The 16073-nt window shown below is 43.5% G+C and carries 15 protein-coding genes; 5 read left to right on the forward strand and 10 right to left on the reverse strand.

The window, feature by feature from the left end:
• Nucleotides 1–15 precede the first annotated feature (15 nt).
• From YH65_RS08055 to YH65_RS08065, 3 genes are all read right to left on the reverse strand, one after another.
• The gene (locus tag YH65_RS08055; RefSeq protein ID WP_046551422.1) at nt 16–324 is read right to left on the reverse strand and encodes a hypothetical protein; all 309 of its coding nucleotides are present in this window, start codon (nt 322–324) and stop codon (nt 16–18) included.
• Between the two features lie 74 nt (nt 325–398).
• On the reverse strand, nt 399–1928 hold the full coding sequence (rny, locus tag YH65_RS08060) for a ribonuclease Y (protein ID WP_052746150.1): 1530 nt from the start codon (nt 1926–1928) through the stop codon (nt 399–401).
• A gap of 49 nt (nt 1929–1977) precedes the next feature.
• A complete protein-coding gene (locus YH65_RS08065) occupies nt 1978–2532 on the reverse strand; it encodes a 5-formyltetrahydrofolate cyclo-ligase (RefSeq protein WP_046551423.1) in 555 nt (184 codons plus the stop codon).
• Nucleotides 2533–2613: 81 nt separating this feature from the next.
• Between YH65_RS08065 and YH65_RS08070 the strand changes: the two genes are divergently transcribed.
• Nucleotides 2614–3264 (forward strand): TlpA family protein disulfide reductase, encoded by a 651-nt coding sequence (locus tag YH65_RS08070; protein WP_046551424.1) that lies wholly within the window; start codon nt 2614–2616, stop codon nt 3262–3264.
• 32 nt (nt 3265–3296) lie between these two features.
• Complete coding sequence (gene ftsY, locus YH65_RS08075; RefSeq protein ID WP_046551425.1) at nt 3297–4163, forward strand: signal recognition particle-docking protein FtsY; 867 nt, start codon at nt 3297–3299, stop codon at nt 4161–4163.
• Here the strand turns inward: ftsY and YH65_RS08080 are convergent.
• Nucleotides 4160–4840 carry a lysophospholipid acyltransferase family protein gene (locus tag YH65_RS08080; RefSeq protein ID WP_046551426.1) on the reverse strand — a complete coding sequence of 227 codons (681 nt, stop codon included), beginning with the start codon at nt 4838–4840 and terminating at the stop codon, nt 4160–4162. The genes ftsY and YH65_RS08080 overlap by 4 nt on opposite strands.
• A gap of 222 nt (nt 4841–5062) precedes the next feature.
• On the opposite strand from YH65_RS08080, the gene radA reads away from it, so the two are divergent.
• From radA to YH65_RS08095, 3 genes are read left to right on the forward strand one after another with little or no spacing between them, the layout of a single operon-like run.
• Nucleotides 5063–6415 (forward strand): DNA repair protein RadA, encoded by a 1353-nt coding sequence (radA, locus tag YH65_RS08085; protein ID WP_046551427.1) that lies wholly within the window; start codon nt 5063–5065, stop codon nt 6413–6415.
• Between the two features lie 49 nt (nt 6416–6464).
• Nucleotides 6465–6824, forward strand: coding sequence for a holo-ACP synthase (gene acpS, locus YH65_RS08090; RefSeq protein WP_046551428.1), 360 nt, complete (start codon nt 6465–6467; stop codon nt 6822–6824).
• A gap of 53 nt (nt 6825–6877) precedes the next feature.
• Nucleotides 6878–7285, forward strand: a complete 408-nt coding sequence (locus YH65_RS08095) for a hypothetical protein (RefSeq protein WP_046551429.1) — start codon at nt 6878–6880, stop codon at nt 7283–7285.
• Nucleotides 7286–7298: 13 nt separating this feature from the next.
• Here the strand turns inward: YH65_RS08095 and YH65_RS08100 are convergent, their stop codons facing one another.
• The 6 genes from YH65_RS08100 to YH65_RS08125 form a co-directional block, all read right to left on the reverse strand.
• Complete coding sequence (locus YH65_RS08100; protein ID WP_046551430.1) at nt 7299–8285, reverse strand: SAM-dependent methyltransferase; 987 nt, start codon at nt 8283–8285, stop codon at nt 7299–7301.
• A complete protein-coding gene (locus tag YH65_RS08105) occupies nt 8275–9489 on the reverse strand; it encodes a TolC family protein (RefSeq protein WP_046551431.1) in 1215 nt (404 codons plus the stop codon). The genes YH65_RS08100 and YH65_RS08105 overlap by 11 nt, the downstream gene beginning before the upstream one ends.
• Nucleotides 9446–10630 carry an aspartate aminotransferase family protein gene (locus YH65_RS08110; protein WP_425427555.1) on the reverse strand — a complete coding sequence of 395 codons (1185 nt, stop codon included), beginning with the start codon at nt 10628–10630 and terminating at the stop codon, nt 9446–9448. The genes YH65_RS08105 and YH65_RS08110 overlap by 44 nt, the downstream gene beginning before the upstream one ends.
• A gap of 49 nt (nt 10631–10679) precedes the next feature.
• A complete protein-coding gene (locus YH65_RS08115; protein WP_046551433.1) occupies nt 10680–13232 on the reverse strand; it encodes a restriction endonuclease in 2553 nt (850 codons plus the stop codon).
• Entirely contained in the window at nt 13223–14002 is a 780-nt protein-coding gene (locus tag YH65_RS08120) for an Abi family protein (protein ID WP_169745671.1), read from the reverse strand. Before YH65_RS08120 ends, YH65_RS08115 begins: the two co-directional genes overlap by 10 nt.
• 184 nt (nt 14003–14186) lie before the next feature.
• Nucleotides 14187–16061: a site-specific DNA-methyltransferase gene (locus tag YH65_RS08125; RefSeq protein ID WP_052746151.1), complete on the reverse strand. Its 1875-nt coding sequence runs from the start codon at nt 16059–16061 to the stop codon at nt 14187–14189.
• Nucleotides 16062–16073: the final 12 nt, after the last annotated feature.

A 16073-nucleotide genomic window follows, 5' to 3' on the forward strand; every position in this document is an offset into this window, starting at 1 on the left:
CTCCTCTTCCTCTCTTTAGTTTTCAATCACATCATTGGAGCATTTGTCTATCTTTAGCTCTTTGAGTAGTATCTCGATGAATTCTCCACTCTCTCTTTGCAGTACATCATCATGAAATTCAATATAAAACGCTTCATGGTGGGTTTTGTCTGTATCGGCATTGTCAAATACCAATGGTTCAAGACCGGTGATGCGAGAAGTTTTCTCAATGGCAGCATTGATCTCTTCTTTTAAATCTTCCCTGTTAACACCAAATACCAGACTCATTCCGGTGTAACGCTCCTCTTTTCTCACATTTGCGATGATTTCTTTGCATCTGTCCACTGTTTTACCTTTTTATCATAATAGTTATATCTAATTATAACGCTTTTATTATTTCACTTTGCATAGTATTCATGCTATTTTGCAATACTCACAGCCCTTGTCTCCCGAATGACATTGACTTTGATCTCACCAGGAAACTGTACCTTGTCCTTTATCTCTTTGGCGATCTCTTTGCTGAGAAGGACTGCTTCGTTGTCACTCATTCTATTGGCATTGACAAAGACCCTTATTTCCCGTCCGGCATTGATGGCATAGGCTCTTTCCACATTCTCTTTGGACGTGGCGATCTCTTCGATCTCCCTGACCCTTTTGGTAAAACTCTCAAGCACTTCTCTTCTTGCCCCCGGTCGTGCCGCACTGAGCGTATCTGCAGCACAGACCGCTGCAGACTCTACCGAGTCGGGCTCTTCATGTCCATGGTGGGCATAAATGGCATTGATAACCGTGGGGTGTTCATTGTATCTTTTACAAAGCTCTGCACCGATCTCTACGTGGGATCCGCCCATATCCTGAGTCAGGGCTTTGCCGATATCATGCAGGAGTCCCGCACGCAGGGCAAGCTTCTCGTCTCCGCCCATTTCCGCCGCCATAACCCGAGCCAGCTTGGCCACTTCCAGGGTATGCGCCAAAGCATTCTGCCCGTAACTTGCACGGTATTTCAAACGGCCTATGAGTTTGACCAGCTCTTCATGCATTGGGAAAAGCCCCAGGTCAATGAGGATATTCTCCCCCTCTTCATAGGTTTTATCTTCAAACTCTCTCTCCACTTTCTCATGCACCTCTTCGATCCTACCGGGGTGAATGCGGCCGTCCTCGACCAATATCTCTATGACCCGTGTGGCAATGGCCCTGCGGTAAAGGTTGAAAGAACTGACCAGTATGACACCCGGCGTCTCATCAATGACGATATCGACCCCAAGGAGCATCTCGAGTGCTTTGATATTCCGCCCCTCTTTCCCGATGATTCGCCCCTTGTGTTCGTCACTGGGAAGATTGACCAGGTTGATGAGCCTCTCACCGGCAAAATCACCTGCAAAACGTGTCGTTGCCTGAGCCAGTATATAGTTTGCCTTCTTTTCGCCCTCTTCTTTGGCAAGCTTCTCATATCTGCGCACAATGGAAGCGATCTCTGCCCGACTCTGTTCTTCTACCTTCTCGAGAATATACGCTTTGGCTTCCTCCCGGGTCATAGCGGCAGTATGCTGGAGTTTGTTCACTACTTCGGCTATCTGCTTTTGTCTTTTTTCTTCGAGTGTATCAAGTGCTTTTTCTTTTTCGAGGATCCGCTGTTCAAGCAGCGACAAAGCCTCTTCCTCTTTTTTCAGAGCTTTCTGCTCCAGGATCAAAGCCCTGTTGCGCCCCTCCACCTGTGCAAGACGCTTCTGCAACTCCGCTTCATGTTCAAGCTCTTTCGTCTTGATCTTCATTTGCGATTCCTGCAGCATAAGCTCCACTTCATTACTGATGGCTTTGGCCTTCGCTTTCGCTTCCATCTCAAGATGTGCGAATTTCTTTCGGGTACTGTTTTTGAGCCACAGGTAACATGCACCTGCCCCAACGGCCGCGCCGGCAATGCCGGAAATGCCTGTTATAGTTCCTATCATATGTTTTTCCTTTTTCAAAGAAAAAGAAATGTATTGCTCTGCTTGCTTTTTACGGTACGACTATCCTGTCTGCCCTGACATCATGTCCATCCGTCACTATTTGGCTGCTATAGCACAATTGGCGTGCCACAAACACAGTTGTTCCTATATTTTTCATCTCTTTTTCAAAAAATCTGTCGTACATACCTTTGCCGAAGCCTACACGTCTGTGTGTAAGGTCTACGCCAACGATCGGTACAATAGCTATATCTATTTTTTTCTTTCTAAACTGTCTTGAATATTTTGGTTCTTTGATACCGAACCGCTTTGTTTTCAGCGGATATCTATATTTTACCAAGCTAAAACTTTTACCTTCCATAAACGGGACATAGAGCTGACGCCTTTGTCGTCTGAGTACTTTTATAAGCGGGTAAAGATTCACTTCCAGCTCCAGCGGAAGGTAGAGCATGATCACTCTGGCATCCATCTCTTCGATGATTTCATAAAGTTTGGAGAGTACCTTTTTGTCTTTGACATAGTTGTTCTTGCGACTGATCTCCTTGAGGCGCTCCAGGCATCTTTGCCGGAACTGCTTCTTTCGTCTTTCTTTGCGTATAACTTCCATATTAATGCTCTTTTGGTATAATCTTTCAGACTTTTATGCGGTACACAGAATGCACCAATGACATTATAACCAAGGAATCATGTGATCAGTATCAAGCCCCTGCTTTTAAGTGTCATTTTGCTTTTTGTCACAGGATGCAATGACAAAAAAGAGAAAGAGATGGTCCCAACGGAACAAATAGAGGCATGTACCGGCCCCAAAGAGCAAAATATTTCAGAGCAAAACTGTTCAGAGAATAACAACAGCAACCTCACCAAGATCAGTACCATGTCTGAGAGTACCACTATCCTTAAAAGTATCAAAGATGAGACACACGGTGTAATGGTGGACAAAAACCGTTTCATCATCAACGATGTCAAACAGCCCGTCGTTCTTGTCAACTTTTTCAGTACCTGGTGCCCTCCCTGCCGTGGACAGATCCCCTATTTTGAAGATCTGCAGAAAAAATACAAAAAAGAGCTTTTTGTGACAGGCATACTTGTCAATGACGATGCCAATGCCACCAAACTCGAACAGTTCTACACCAAATACCATATGGACTATTTCGTCTCCAGCGACATTGAGAACAACTATGTCACGAAAAAAGTGATCAAAGCACTGAAGCTTGATGCGAACTTCACCCTTCCCCTGACTGTTCTGTACAAAAACGGTAACTACTATACCCATTACGAAGGGCCGGTTCCCGTTGAAATGATCGATCACGATATCAGAACCGCCATTAAAGAAAAATAGACGACAAGAAAAAATCAAAGGAAATAGATACGATGTTCAACCTGTTCAAAAAAGTATTGGGAAAGACCAATGATGCCATCAAAGAGGTCGTAGAAGAAAAGAAGAAAGAGATCAGCAAAGAGGAGTTCGAAGATATCCTGCTTGAAGCCGATGTCAATTATGAACTGATCGAGAGACTGCTTGACGCTCTGCCTGCGAAGATCAACCGCCTCCAGGCTTTCAACTCACTAATCTCGGTATTTCAGTATAAAGCGGACTGGAAAGAGAGCGATGCCAAACCCTATGTCGAAATGATCATCGGTGTCAATGGAGCGGGAAAGACCACCACCATTGCCAAGCTCGCCTACCGTTATCAGCAGGAAGGAAAGGGAGTCATTCTAGGAGCGGGAGACACTTTTCGTGCCGCAGCCATCGAACAGCTCATACGATGGGCGGATAAGCTCGAAGTGCCCATTGTCTCCACAAGACAGGGACATGATCCCTCGGCAGTGGTCTATGATACCATTGAAGCCGCCAAGGCCAGAGGACTCGACCGTGTCATTATCGATACAGCAGGAAGACTGCACACACAGACCAACCTCAGTGAAGAGCTCAAGAAGATGATCCGTGTCGCAGGCAAGGCGATGGAAGGGGCACCGCACCGTAAAATGCTCATCCTCGACGGTACACAGGGAAGTTCCTCGGTCAATCAGGCCAAAGCGTTCGATGAGATGATCGGCATCGACGGCATCATCATCACCAAACTCGACGGTACCGCCAAAGGCGGATCGGTACTGAGCATTGCCGATGAGCTGCAAATGCCCATTTTTTACATCGGAACGGGAGAGCAACCCAAAGACCTCATCCGCTTCAAGGCCAACGAGTACGTCAACACCATCCTGGACGAGATCTTCGTCTAGAGACCGAAACGCTCCATGTAGACTTCCCGGAGATCACGCTTCTCCCTGAAATCGATCAACTCACCGATCTCGACGACAATCTCTCTTTTGACCGCACTGTCGTCGATCGCCTCTTTAAGAATCTCTGCCGCATTCCCGCGTATATAGACCGGCAGTATCGGCAGCCTGTTCTTCAGGGCGATGATACGTGACCCTTCCTTAAAGGTATCTACCGGTCTGTCACTCTTGTTACGTGTCCCTTCCGGAAAAATGAAGATGGAGCTCCCCGCTTTTACCCCCGCCTTGACATCTGCAAAGAATCCCGCCATCTGGCTCTTCTCCCTGTCAAGAAGGATACAGCCGGCATTACGTACGAACATGCCGAAGAAGAAGGAGTTGTAGAGCTCTTTTTTGGCAATCCAGAGACCGAAGATATCGGTATCTTTAAGCACTACCTCTATCAGCGGCGGGTCAATGATCGTACGGTGGTTGCTCACAAGAAGGTACTGCCCCTCCGTAGGAAGCCGCTCTACATGCTCGGTACGCACCTCGATATTCAGTGCCTTGAGCTGATCGAAAGCGTATGCCAGACGCAGACGCTTCTTCTCTTTGGGGTCGTCGGTACGTTTGAGTTTCAGTCCGTAGGAATTTGTCAGGTAGAGTGCGATAAAGAACTGTTTGATCTTGTTGAGTGTCACGCCGCTTCCTCGCAGTGAAATAAGAGAAATATTATATCCAAAAGGATTTAAATTTATTGGTAAGACGTAACTTACGATAAATGATTCCTTAAGGTCAACAATGAATCAACCCCAGTGTCGGGGAATCATTCCCGGCTTAAATTAAAATATGACAATTTGACATATTTAACGGCATCTTTCCCAGAATCGCCTATACTTTTTGAAAATACCCGGGAGAAAGCAATGGCAAAGAAAAAAACACTGTTTGAATGTCAGGCATGCGGATTTCAGTCTCCAAGATGGATGGGAAAATGTACCTCCTGCAACCAGTGGGAGACCATGGTCGAACTTACGGCAGACCAGATCAAGTTCCTGAATGAAACATCGAAAAGCAGCAGTAGCGGTTCGGTACGTTCCAAAGCGCAACCCATCACACAGATCGAAGAGGACAATATTACCCGCTTCCCGTCAGGAAGCTCCGAACTCGACCTTGTACTTGGAGGCGGTGTCGTTCCGGGTTCTTTGACCCTCATAGGCGGCAGTCCGGGTATCGGTAAATCGACGCTTCTGCTGAAGATCGCTGGCAATCTTGCACAGCAGAGAAAAAAAGTACTCTATGTCTCAGGAGAGGAATCTGCCGGACAAATCAAACTAAGGGCCAACAGGCTCGACGCCAACCACGAGAACCTTTTTCTGCTTCCCGAGATCAGCCTGAGTACCGTACTCTCCGAAATCTCCAATGAAAATTACGAATTCATCGTCATCGACTCCATTCAAACACTCTACTCCGATGAAACACCTTCAGCACCGGGCTCCGTTACACAGGTGCGTACCATCACTTTTGAACTGATGCGTGTTGCCAAGAGTATGCATATTCCTATCTTCATCATAGGCCATATCACCAAAGACGGTTCCATCGCCGGACCAAGGGTCCTGGAACATATGGTCGACACGGTACTCTACTTTGAAGGTGATAGCAACTCCGAGCTCAGACTGCTGCGCGGCTTCAAGAACCGTTTCGGCTCCACCAATGAAGTCGGTATCTTCGAAATGAACAAGAGCGGCCTGAACGATGCCAAAAGCATGGCAGGCAGATTCTTCGACAAAGAGAAGCTGCAGTCGGGTTCCGCCCTGACCGTCATTATGGAAGGAAGTCGCCCGATCATCATAGAGGTACAGGCACTCGTCTCCGAATCCTACGGGCATCCGAAGCGAAGTTCTACCGGATTTGACAACAACCGTTTGGGTATGCTCCTTGCCCTGCTGGAGAAGAAACTGGATCTGCCTCTGGGTACCTATGATGTCTTTATCAACATCTCCGGCGGTATCAAGATCAACGAACCCTCCGCCGACCTTGCCATCATCGCGGCCATACTCAGTTCTTACCGTGACAGGGAACTGAGCGCAGAGACACTCTTTCTCGGAGAAGTGAGCCTCACCGGAGAGATACGCGAAATATCAGGACTGACTCAACGTCTCAAAGAGATGAAGACACAGGGCTTCAGCAAAGCGGTCATCCCCAACAAACCTATGGAAGAAACAGAGATCAAATGTTTCATAGCCGACGAAGTCTCCAAAGTAGTGGAATGGATGTGAGCAGCGTTAAAAAATCGACACTTTACAACATTTTCGATATACTCTTTCCATGAAAGTCGGAACAGATATCATTCAAATTGATCGCATTGAAAAACTCATCGATCGCTACGGTGACACATTCAAACAGCGTTACCTGAGTAAAGAAGAGATCGCTACAGCAAAAAAAGTCGAAACGCTTGCCGGGTACTGGGCGGCCAAAGAGGCCATTGCAAAGGCTTTTGGCTGCGGCATAGGCGCCCAGCTGGCCTTTCACGACATTATGATAGCCAAAGACAACAGGGGCGCGCCCTATTTTACTCTGAGCGAGGAAGCACGCAAAACCTACACTGTCCACTCCGCTTCCGTCTCTATCAGCCATGATGGCGGTTTTGCCATTGCCATTGCTGCGATCGATTTTGAAACAGCTTGAATTTCCCCAGGGAATTATATTACAATATTGACACTACTTTAGAAGGATAAAAAATGAAGTATCTACTCATGATCGTCTCTGTTGCACTCCTGTTTACAGGATGTATTGAACAGAGTCCAAAAGTCAACAAAGCACCCGTAAAGGCCAAAGAGACCAATGCCACAAGCTATGTAGCTCCACCCCCACCGAAAAAACATATCAAACTCAAAGAGGTGCAGGATGACAACTATTCCCCGGAATATATGTACCCAGACGACAAATACAAAAAAGACAAGCTTGTTGAGGCAAAAGGGGACAGTACTGCTGCTGAGGCCATAGAAAAAGCGGCTGCGAGTATGAGCAGAGCAGAATGTATCTCCATGATCGGACAGGAAAAATTCGACAAATATACACAGATGTACGGAAACGAAGAAGCATCCATCAAACGCTGTACACTTCTAAAATCCATACAAAAAGGCTAAACTGCCTCCTGCACTATTTACGCAGATGAATCATCTTGAAGCGGTCACCCATCATGGTGGGGGCGATCAGTGTTTTGATCTTGTCTGCTTCACGCATGTATCTTTCCTGTGTCGTCTGTGAAGCGAACTGTTCGAGTATTTCTATCAATCCAAAACGTATCAAAGCCCTTGCCTGTGTTTCATAACTCTCTTCTTTGAAACCCGCTGACTGAAAGGCTTCAAGGACATGTTTGAAGTTCACATCATAGGTAATGTCATCTTTCCCAAAAGACTTTGAAAGATCCAGTGCCTCGTCAAAAAGAGGGAAAGTCTCATGTGCCCGGTAGACACGGATGGAAAAGTCATTGCGAACATACTTCTCACCGTAGTCAAAACTGACAAAGTCACACTTCTTTATGCCGGATGCCATCGCTTTGGCAAAATCCTCATAGCCCACAGCGACTTCACCCTGCTTCAGGTAATGCCCTTTGGCCCATTCCAGCATCTTTGAAGGAGCCGGCTCCCACGATATGGTATGATCTTCTACGACGGCTATCTGTTCATCCTTGAGAAGTTCACAGGGAAAGGCATCGAAGATCTCGTTGGCAACGACAAAAGCGTATTGGGCATTTACTTCGGAGAGATCTTCAAAGTGTGTTACGGTTACATCGTCCCCGAAACGCTCTTTGATGTATGCCGACTGTGCCTCCCGGACTTCTGGCTGACGCTCGACAATACCGAATTTGAGTGTCTGAACCAGAGAAGGGTCGCAGGTGTAAAGCCACTGTATCATGTCGCAGATCAGGTATCCCTGATGCGCTCCCACCTCGATGAGCCAGCCGTTCCTGTCCGCTTCGCCCTCTTTGAGCATTTTGAAAAAATAGTTGGCGATGCTTGCACCGAAAAAACTGCTGGTACTCACTGCCGTATAAAAATCCCCCGACTTTCCTATGGCCTTGAAGTTTTTGTAATATCCGTTCTCTCCGTAGAGCCATTCGTTCATATATTCGCTAAAGTACATTTTCCATCCGTACATAAAGTTTGAGAAGCTGTAACTGTTTGTCAATACTGTAAATACGCTGATCGAGTCTTCTGATCTGTTGCGAATTCTTCATCACATTGGCATCATATACAGTTTTTTCTCCCGCTTGTGCGAGGTTCTTCGTCACTTTGTAGAGATTACCGTAGATCTTCTCGTCTTTTCTGGCCAGAGAGATCTTTTTGTCGAGGATATGCAGACTGTTGCGTATCCAGTCATATTCCTCATTGACGGTATGCTTCCTGTCGATCACTTCTGTGGCAGCCCTGAGTTTCTCCACTTTACTCAACTCTATATCGCTGAATGCATTCACATCGATAGGCATCGAGATACTGAATCCGTAATTATAGTAGCTTTCATTCAGGTTGGGACTGGGGAAAAGCGGGTTAAGGTCACCATCTATGTATTGCCCATGAAGCGAAACGGTCGGAAGGTATTTTGCCCAGGTTGTTTTTTCTTTATAGTCCATTTCAAGTGCATGCAGGCTGTCTCTTTTGAGTTCGAGATTTTTACGGGTATAGTTTTGTTTGTCTATAAGTTTAAGTTTTGGAAGCCTCAGCTTGTCAGGATTTTTATCACTCAGAACAGAAAAACGCTGCTTGAGCTCCATTTCGTTCAGACGCATCTCAAGCAGTGCCGTTTCATCCTGGCTCTTCTTCAGTATTGCCTGGTCAAGAAAACTGCTGTCCAGAATACCCGCTTCATAACTGTCACGTTTCTGCCGTATGTCAATAGTATCATTCTCTATCTGGTACCGCATCTTCTCCTTTTCAAGCCTGATACGCTTGAGATTGAAGAGAACCGCAACGGCATCACCGATCATCTGACGTCTCTGCAATGTGATGTCGGTTCTGTTCGCATTTCTCAATGCCCCAGAGTATTTGATGGCATAATATATCCCGCCCGATTTGAAGATCGGCTGGTCTATAGAAACAGAAAATGTACTGGTATCAACAGTTCCTGTCCTGAACTGGGTCGTATAATTCTTCCCGTAGCTTACCGTTACCGGATTGATCCAGCTTTTGGAAAGTATATCGCTCTGCAACTCATTTCCCTGAAACTGATAGTCAAAAAGAGACTCTTTGGTGCCGGAGAGTATCTCGCTCAACTCATCTGCTCCAAGAGAAGAGATGAACAGAAGACTACAAAGAAGATATAGCCGCTTCAAAACGTTTGAACCCTTCATCGATCTCTTCTTTGCTAATGGTAAGGCTTGGCAGGAAACGTACCGTATTGCGCCCTGCTTTAAGTACTACCAAACCTTCTTTCATACTGTTTTTGATACTATTTCCCTGTATCTGCGCACTCTTGGCACGCAATCCGCGCATCAGACCGAGTCCGACCTCTTTTTCGAAAAGGTTTTCATACTTCGCCGCTATCTCCTGAAGCTTTGCTTCAAAATAGAGCAGTGTTTCATGCAAGCCCCCATCATCATAGAATTCGGAAAGAATGTCCAGAACAGCTAATCCAGCTGCCGTACTCAGGTAGTTGCCCCCAAAAGTACTGCCGTGGTCACCCGCGCTCAGCACATCTTTGTGCTTCGTCATCACCGCACCGATGGGCACACCTCCGCCAAGCCCTTTGGCAAGCGTCACAATGTCCGGTTCTATTTCATAGAGGTTCGATGCGAGGAACTCACCCGTTCTGTAGACACCGGTCTGCACCTCATCGACGATGAGCAGCACATTCTTCTCCCTGAGATGGGCTGCGAGTTTCTGAACTTCCTCTTTTTCAAAAGGCTGCACTCCTCCCTCACCCTGCACCAGTTCGAGCAATACCGCAACAGTCTCGTCATCGATGGCATCATAAACATCCGCGATCCCCGGCACATAACTGAACCCGGCAGGATACGGCGAGAAGTTCGGTGTATGAAAACTCTCCTGCCCTGTCGCCTTGACCGTCGTGATGGTACGTCCGTGGAAAGAGTGTTCCAGTGTGATGACCTTGTATCGTTTGTTCTCAAACTGTGTCTCGCCGTATTTTCGTGCTATCTTGATGGCACCTTCGTTCGCCTCGGCGCCCGAGTTGGCAAAGAAAACACCCATATCATATCCGGAAAGTTCCACCATTCTCTGCGCGAGTTTCGCCTGAGGTTCTATCACCTGCAGGTTGGAGATGTGGATGATCTTCTTTGCCTGTTCGCAAATGGCAGATGTCAGCCTCTCATTCCCATGCCCCACAGAGTTCACTGCAATCCCTGACGCAAAGTCTATGTAGTCACGTCCGTTCTCATCATACAGTGTAGACCCCACACCCTTTACAAAGTTCGTGTAATCACGCGCATAGGTCTGCAGTACGTATTTTTTGTCCAATTCTTCAAGTGTCATGTTCTTTTCCATTATGAATTATTCTTGTTGATATTATAGCAGAGTGTTGTTATACATCATTACAGCTCTTGATCTTATCTTTGTATTTCACATCCAAGAACTTAAAATGCTTTTTAGCATAAGATATCTGCCATGCTTCCCTACTTCGCATATCTCTATGTTTATCACTTCCTTTTGTTTCTACCACAAAAGCTCCTTCACTCTCATCATATTTGATAACTGCAAAATCGGGACTATAATTTCCTAATGGTGTTTTGATTTTAAATCGCTTAGGGAGCTTTGCAAAAAATTTGAAGTGTGTATCAGCACATCCAATAAAGTCTTTTTCTATACCAGAATCCCACTGCTCTGCATCATATAAGCCTCTTTTGCAATCTTCCAAGTCATACCCCTCTAGTACATCAGGAAATACATTGACAAATTCATAATATTCACCGTTTTCTCTATAGGCTATACCATCGGCTGTTTCTGTAAGTACTTCATGCTTTGCATCATCAAATGCTTCTAATGCTCTTTTGATGTAGCTGTCACTATTACGGATAAAAGGTTTCAGGTCAACTTCACCCAATATCTCTATAATCATCTTTCTGGTAAGTCCTATCTCTTGTTCTATCAAAGAGACCAGGTCTGGCAATGTCTGTTCAAAGTTCAAGCCATAACTTTTCTCTTCAGCCACATAACCATAAATATCATCTTCTATCGTACCAAACTGTCTTACAATCTTTTGTTCTCTAGTTTCTATCTCTTGCAGTTTTCTGATGACTTTTTCTTTGTATCTCTCTTCGTCCAGTTTGAGTTCAAAAATCGTTTTACTTTTTAGCTTTTTCCACAAAGCTCTAAATTCATTACTAAGTTCCACTTCTGCATATTTTCGTGTAGCAACCTTTTTCTTCTTTATATTATTTGGAATGCTACCGTCACTTACCCCACTTGCTTCATACTCAAGCTGTAAACTTTTGGCAAACTCATCAAAACTTTCATTTGCAACCACGGTAAGCCTGTTGATCTCTTTGTCCTCTACTCTATTCCCGAACTTATCTACTGCCAGACGCACACCACGCCCCAGTATCTGTCGTTTTTTCATCTCTGATTTTGTATCGTTAAGCGTGGTGATGAAAAATACATTCGGATTATCCCATCCCTCTTTTAAGGCACTATGAGAAAAAATAAAACTTGTCTTCTCTTCGAAACTCAAAAGTTTCTCTTTTTCTTTCATAATCAAGTCATAGGTTTTTTTTGCCAGTTTTCTATCACTGTCATTGTTTTTCAAGTCATCTATATACCCTGACTTTCGCTTTGCAAAATAGTACTTATAGACATCACTGGCCTCTATCTCTTTAAAACTTTCATAATTCACTTTCAGTCTATCGAACTCTTGACAAAAGTGTCTTTGCATCCATCCATCCTCTTCTTCAAGAAAGTTTGCCACCCTGTCTATAAAAAAAAGACTCAACACCTTGATATTTTTGGCTTTTAGTACTTCGTATTTTTCCATATGCATGGCTATAGCTTCTGTTATCTGCTGTTCTTGTATCTGACGTTTCACCTGACCATTGATCTGACTCAATTCTAAGCGTAAACCATTCTCAAACTGTATAAACATCTCTCTTGCGTTTATCTCATTGACTATAAACCCAGAGTAGATTGGGTTCTTTGTTTTATCCTTCAGGCTGTCATTGCCTTTTATCTTGACTGATTTTGTCACAAATTCATCTTTATTTTTGATGATGAGTTCCAGTGTTGCCACGGGTCTTTTTGACTTTTTGTCTATCTCTATTTTGAGTACATTCACATAAGTATCATTGACCGTTTGATTTTCACTAAGGGCTAGTACATCTATCTGTTTTACCAAGCCTTGCGCCAATGCTTCTCTAGGCGTAAGTGTGTAGATTAAGTTGTAGTAGTTTTTATGTGTAGCAGAAAATCTAAGCGTAAAGAGTGGATTGAGCTCTGCTATAGAGGTTTTGCTCAGTTCACTTTCCATATTTTGTGGTTCATCAAGTATGAGTATGGGGTTGGTCTTTTGCAAGCTCTCTTTAGGTGTGCCTGCAAATCCCTCTTGTGTCATGTTTAGTATGGTATTGGCTCTTTTAAAACTGTCTATAGTCATCACCATGACCTGTAAACCATCATCACGTATAAAGTGCTTCAAACTCCCTAGCCTGGAAGAGTCATACTCAAAGTAATCATAAGGAAACCTATACTGTGAAGAAAAGTGTGCTTTCATACTTGCCAAAGAACTGAGTACTCCTTCTCGAATAGCGATAGAGGGTGTAATGATAATGTACTTATTCCACCCATACTTTTCATACAGTTCCAGTATAGACTTGATATACACATAGGTCTTCCCCGTTCCTGTCTCCATCTCCACAGAAAAGTCACGACTCTGTAACATCAAAGATTCTTCTATGCCATTCTCTCTTTGTACCCGCTGTAAGTTCTCCAGTATCGCTACATCATCCAGAATGTATCCATTGCCACACACGGCTTCACCATCAAAAATATCATACTCACATACCTGTCTGTTCTGACCCTGAAAAAGATCTACTATAGACGTTATGGCTTTGGTCTGGTGGGGTTGAGTAGTGTATTTTAGCTGCATAATCTCTCTTTCCAATCTTCACTAAATCCCATATTATGCAGAGGTATATCAGGATACTCCTCCAGCAATGAGACTATTTTGCTTTTAAATCCATCGGCTGTTTCAAGCCTGTCAAACATATAGCTCAACATAAGTATCACGACAAATATCTTATCATTTTTTAATCCCTGAAACGCTGTTACTTTTTTAGGGAGGAGTGCTTTGATAGCGAACTGTTTGTTCCACACTCTTCCGTGATGTGCACAGATGTTACGTACATGATTGGTGACATGCAGCCAGTTTTTGAGTACTTTTGGTGGTATAAGCAGTTTGGCTGTCATGGTTTCATGCTCTGGTTTAAGGGCTTTAAAAAGTTTGGAAAGTGTGGAAAAAGAAATGATCTCTACCATCATCCATACAGGAAGTATGTCAGAGCTATACTGCTTTTTAAAATGCGTCACAAAGGCTTCTCTCGAACGGTTTGTTTCTCTTTGTATCGTTTGCATGAGATTGATGTACTCTGTATAGCCAATATTCAGATTTTCTTTTTTCATATAGCCAAAAGCACCTGTCTCTTTGGAGAGGTTATAGGCTATATTTGCCCTGATATTGATCTCCAAAGTTTCTATGGCATCAAATACAATCTTACGCAGTGCTTTATCAAAATAATACACTCTAAGAATTTCTTCAAATCTCGTATCAGCATTAAAAATATCTTTTTCATACTGAAACGGCAAGAAATAGGCACTCAATCTATAGTAGCTGATATGCTCCAGTTTTTTACGTACCAAATCTGTATCTGTGACTACCAGACCACGAGATATTAGCAAGGCTATCTGTTCATCATAATTAAGGTGTTTTTTTGTGAAAGTGTGGGAAATCATAAGAAGCACTTCCCCGTTGGCACATTGTAAAGAGGTGGAGGAAGTATGTTGGGAGTATTATAGCACAGTGCACTGAAAATGTCAACTTCCACTACAGCACCTCCAAATCCAAATTCTCACGCAAGTTTAACTTCACATTGGTGGTCAATGCCTTTTCATAACAGATGAGTTTTGCATCTTTAGGTACATCGTGTACGATATCACCTGTTATCTCTTTGTCAAAACTAAAGTAGAAAATTTTCTCATCTTCACTAAGCGTAATAAAACTGTAGTTATCTGTTTTTACTTCACCGATCTCTGCACTCAATGTAAACCCATTTTTAAGCCCTACTTCATAGACGATGTCCAGCGCTTTAGCTCCCTGGGTGAGGATATTCTCATGAAACATACTCATCTTGAGCATCTTCTCTATCTCTTCGTAGCTCATATCTGGTCGTTTTTTTACCTCTTTGAAGATTTGGAAGTTGGAGTTGTCCAATCTAAAGGACTTGAAACCCTCTTGGTAGTCCAGCTTTTTCATCGCTCTTTTGATGCGTTCTTTGGTGATATCAGATATCTTTGTGTACCCTGCTTTGTAGGCTTCACTCTTTTCATCAGTAGCTTCAGGGAGTTGGACTAAGATGTACTTGCGGTTACCACCGTCTTCTTTATTTAAATCCATAACTGCATGGGCAGTTGTCCCACTTCCTGCGAAGAAATCTAGAATAATGTCATCATTTTTAGTGACAAAACCAATTAAGCGACTAAGGATAAAATGTGACTTTGGGTTATCAAAGACTGAACGACCCATCATTGACTCAAAGACTTTAGTTGAAGTTCTTCCATCCTCATAAATCATACTTCTAAGTACATCTTTGGCATTCAATAATCTTTTTTTAGGCTTTATTAAAACTGTCTCATCTTTGCCAAAGAGTATATCATTATTGTTAATCATATTCCTCATTGTATTTTCTGGGAACCGAAACCCTTTTGCAGGTATTTTACAAGGTTTTCTTGTTACTTCATGTAGCACTTCGTATTTATATCCGCCAAATTTTGTATTAGCAATATCACCATCATGGAAGACACCTTTGTCATCTACATTGTCATAGTGGGTTACTTTGTCAAGTTCATTTTTATTACTTTTAATCCATTTTCGTAATTCAAATTGGATAACTTCTGTATCATCGTCAAATTTTTCTTTCAATTCTAAATATTTTTTTTGAATCTTTAATGCATTTTCACTTTTACGTTCCCAATTATCTTGTAACTCTATATTTTTTGCATAAACAATCATATACTCATGCTCAACATTTATTTGAGTTTTATTATTATCTGTCGCAGTTTTCAGGATCAATTGTCCTACAAAATTCTCCTCCCCATAAATCTCATCCATCACCTTACGAAGATTATGCACTTCATCATCATCTATACTCACAAAAATGACCCCATCATCTTTAAGAAGATTACGGCTTAGCCAAAGCCTTGGGTATATCATGTTAAGCCAGTTGGTGTGTCTGCGTCCTGTACTGTTGGTTTTGGTAGTGGTGTAACCCTTATTACGGAGTTGATCTGTCTGTATGAGGTAGTTTTGTATGCTGTCACCCCATGTGTCAGAGTAGACAAAGTCTTTGTCTTTGTTATACGGAGGATCGATGTAAATCATCTTGACTTTTTTGTGGTAGGAGAGTTGCAGGAGCTTCAGCACTTCCAGGTTGTCACCTTCTATGAAAACATTATCACCATCAGGGATTTCTTTGTCTTCATCCACTTTCAGTGTAGCATTGGTCTTTTCGCGTATGGTCTTGTAGCAGTCTCTTTTGCCAGCCCAGGTAAAGCTGTAATGCTCACGAGACTCATTGACTTCATCAGCAAATACGTCTTTCAGTTTCTCAGGAATAATCTCCCCATCTTCAAATATCTCAGGAAGTATCTGTTGGAGTTGGCGTAGCTTTTGCTGTTTGATATCGAGGCTCTCTAAAGTCACAAGGCAATCCTA

This window comes from Sulfurovum lithotrophicum (assembly GCF_000987835.1).
Taxonomy (GTDB): Bacteria; Campylobacterota; Campylobacteria; order Campylobacterales; family Sulfurovaceae; genus Sulfurovum; species Sulfurovum lithotrophicum.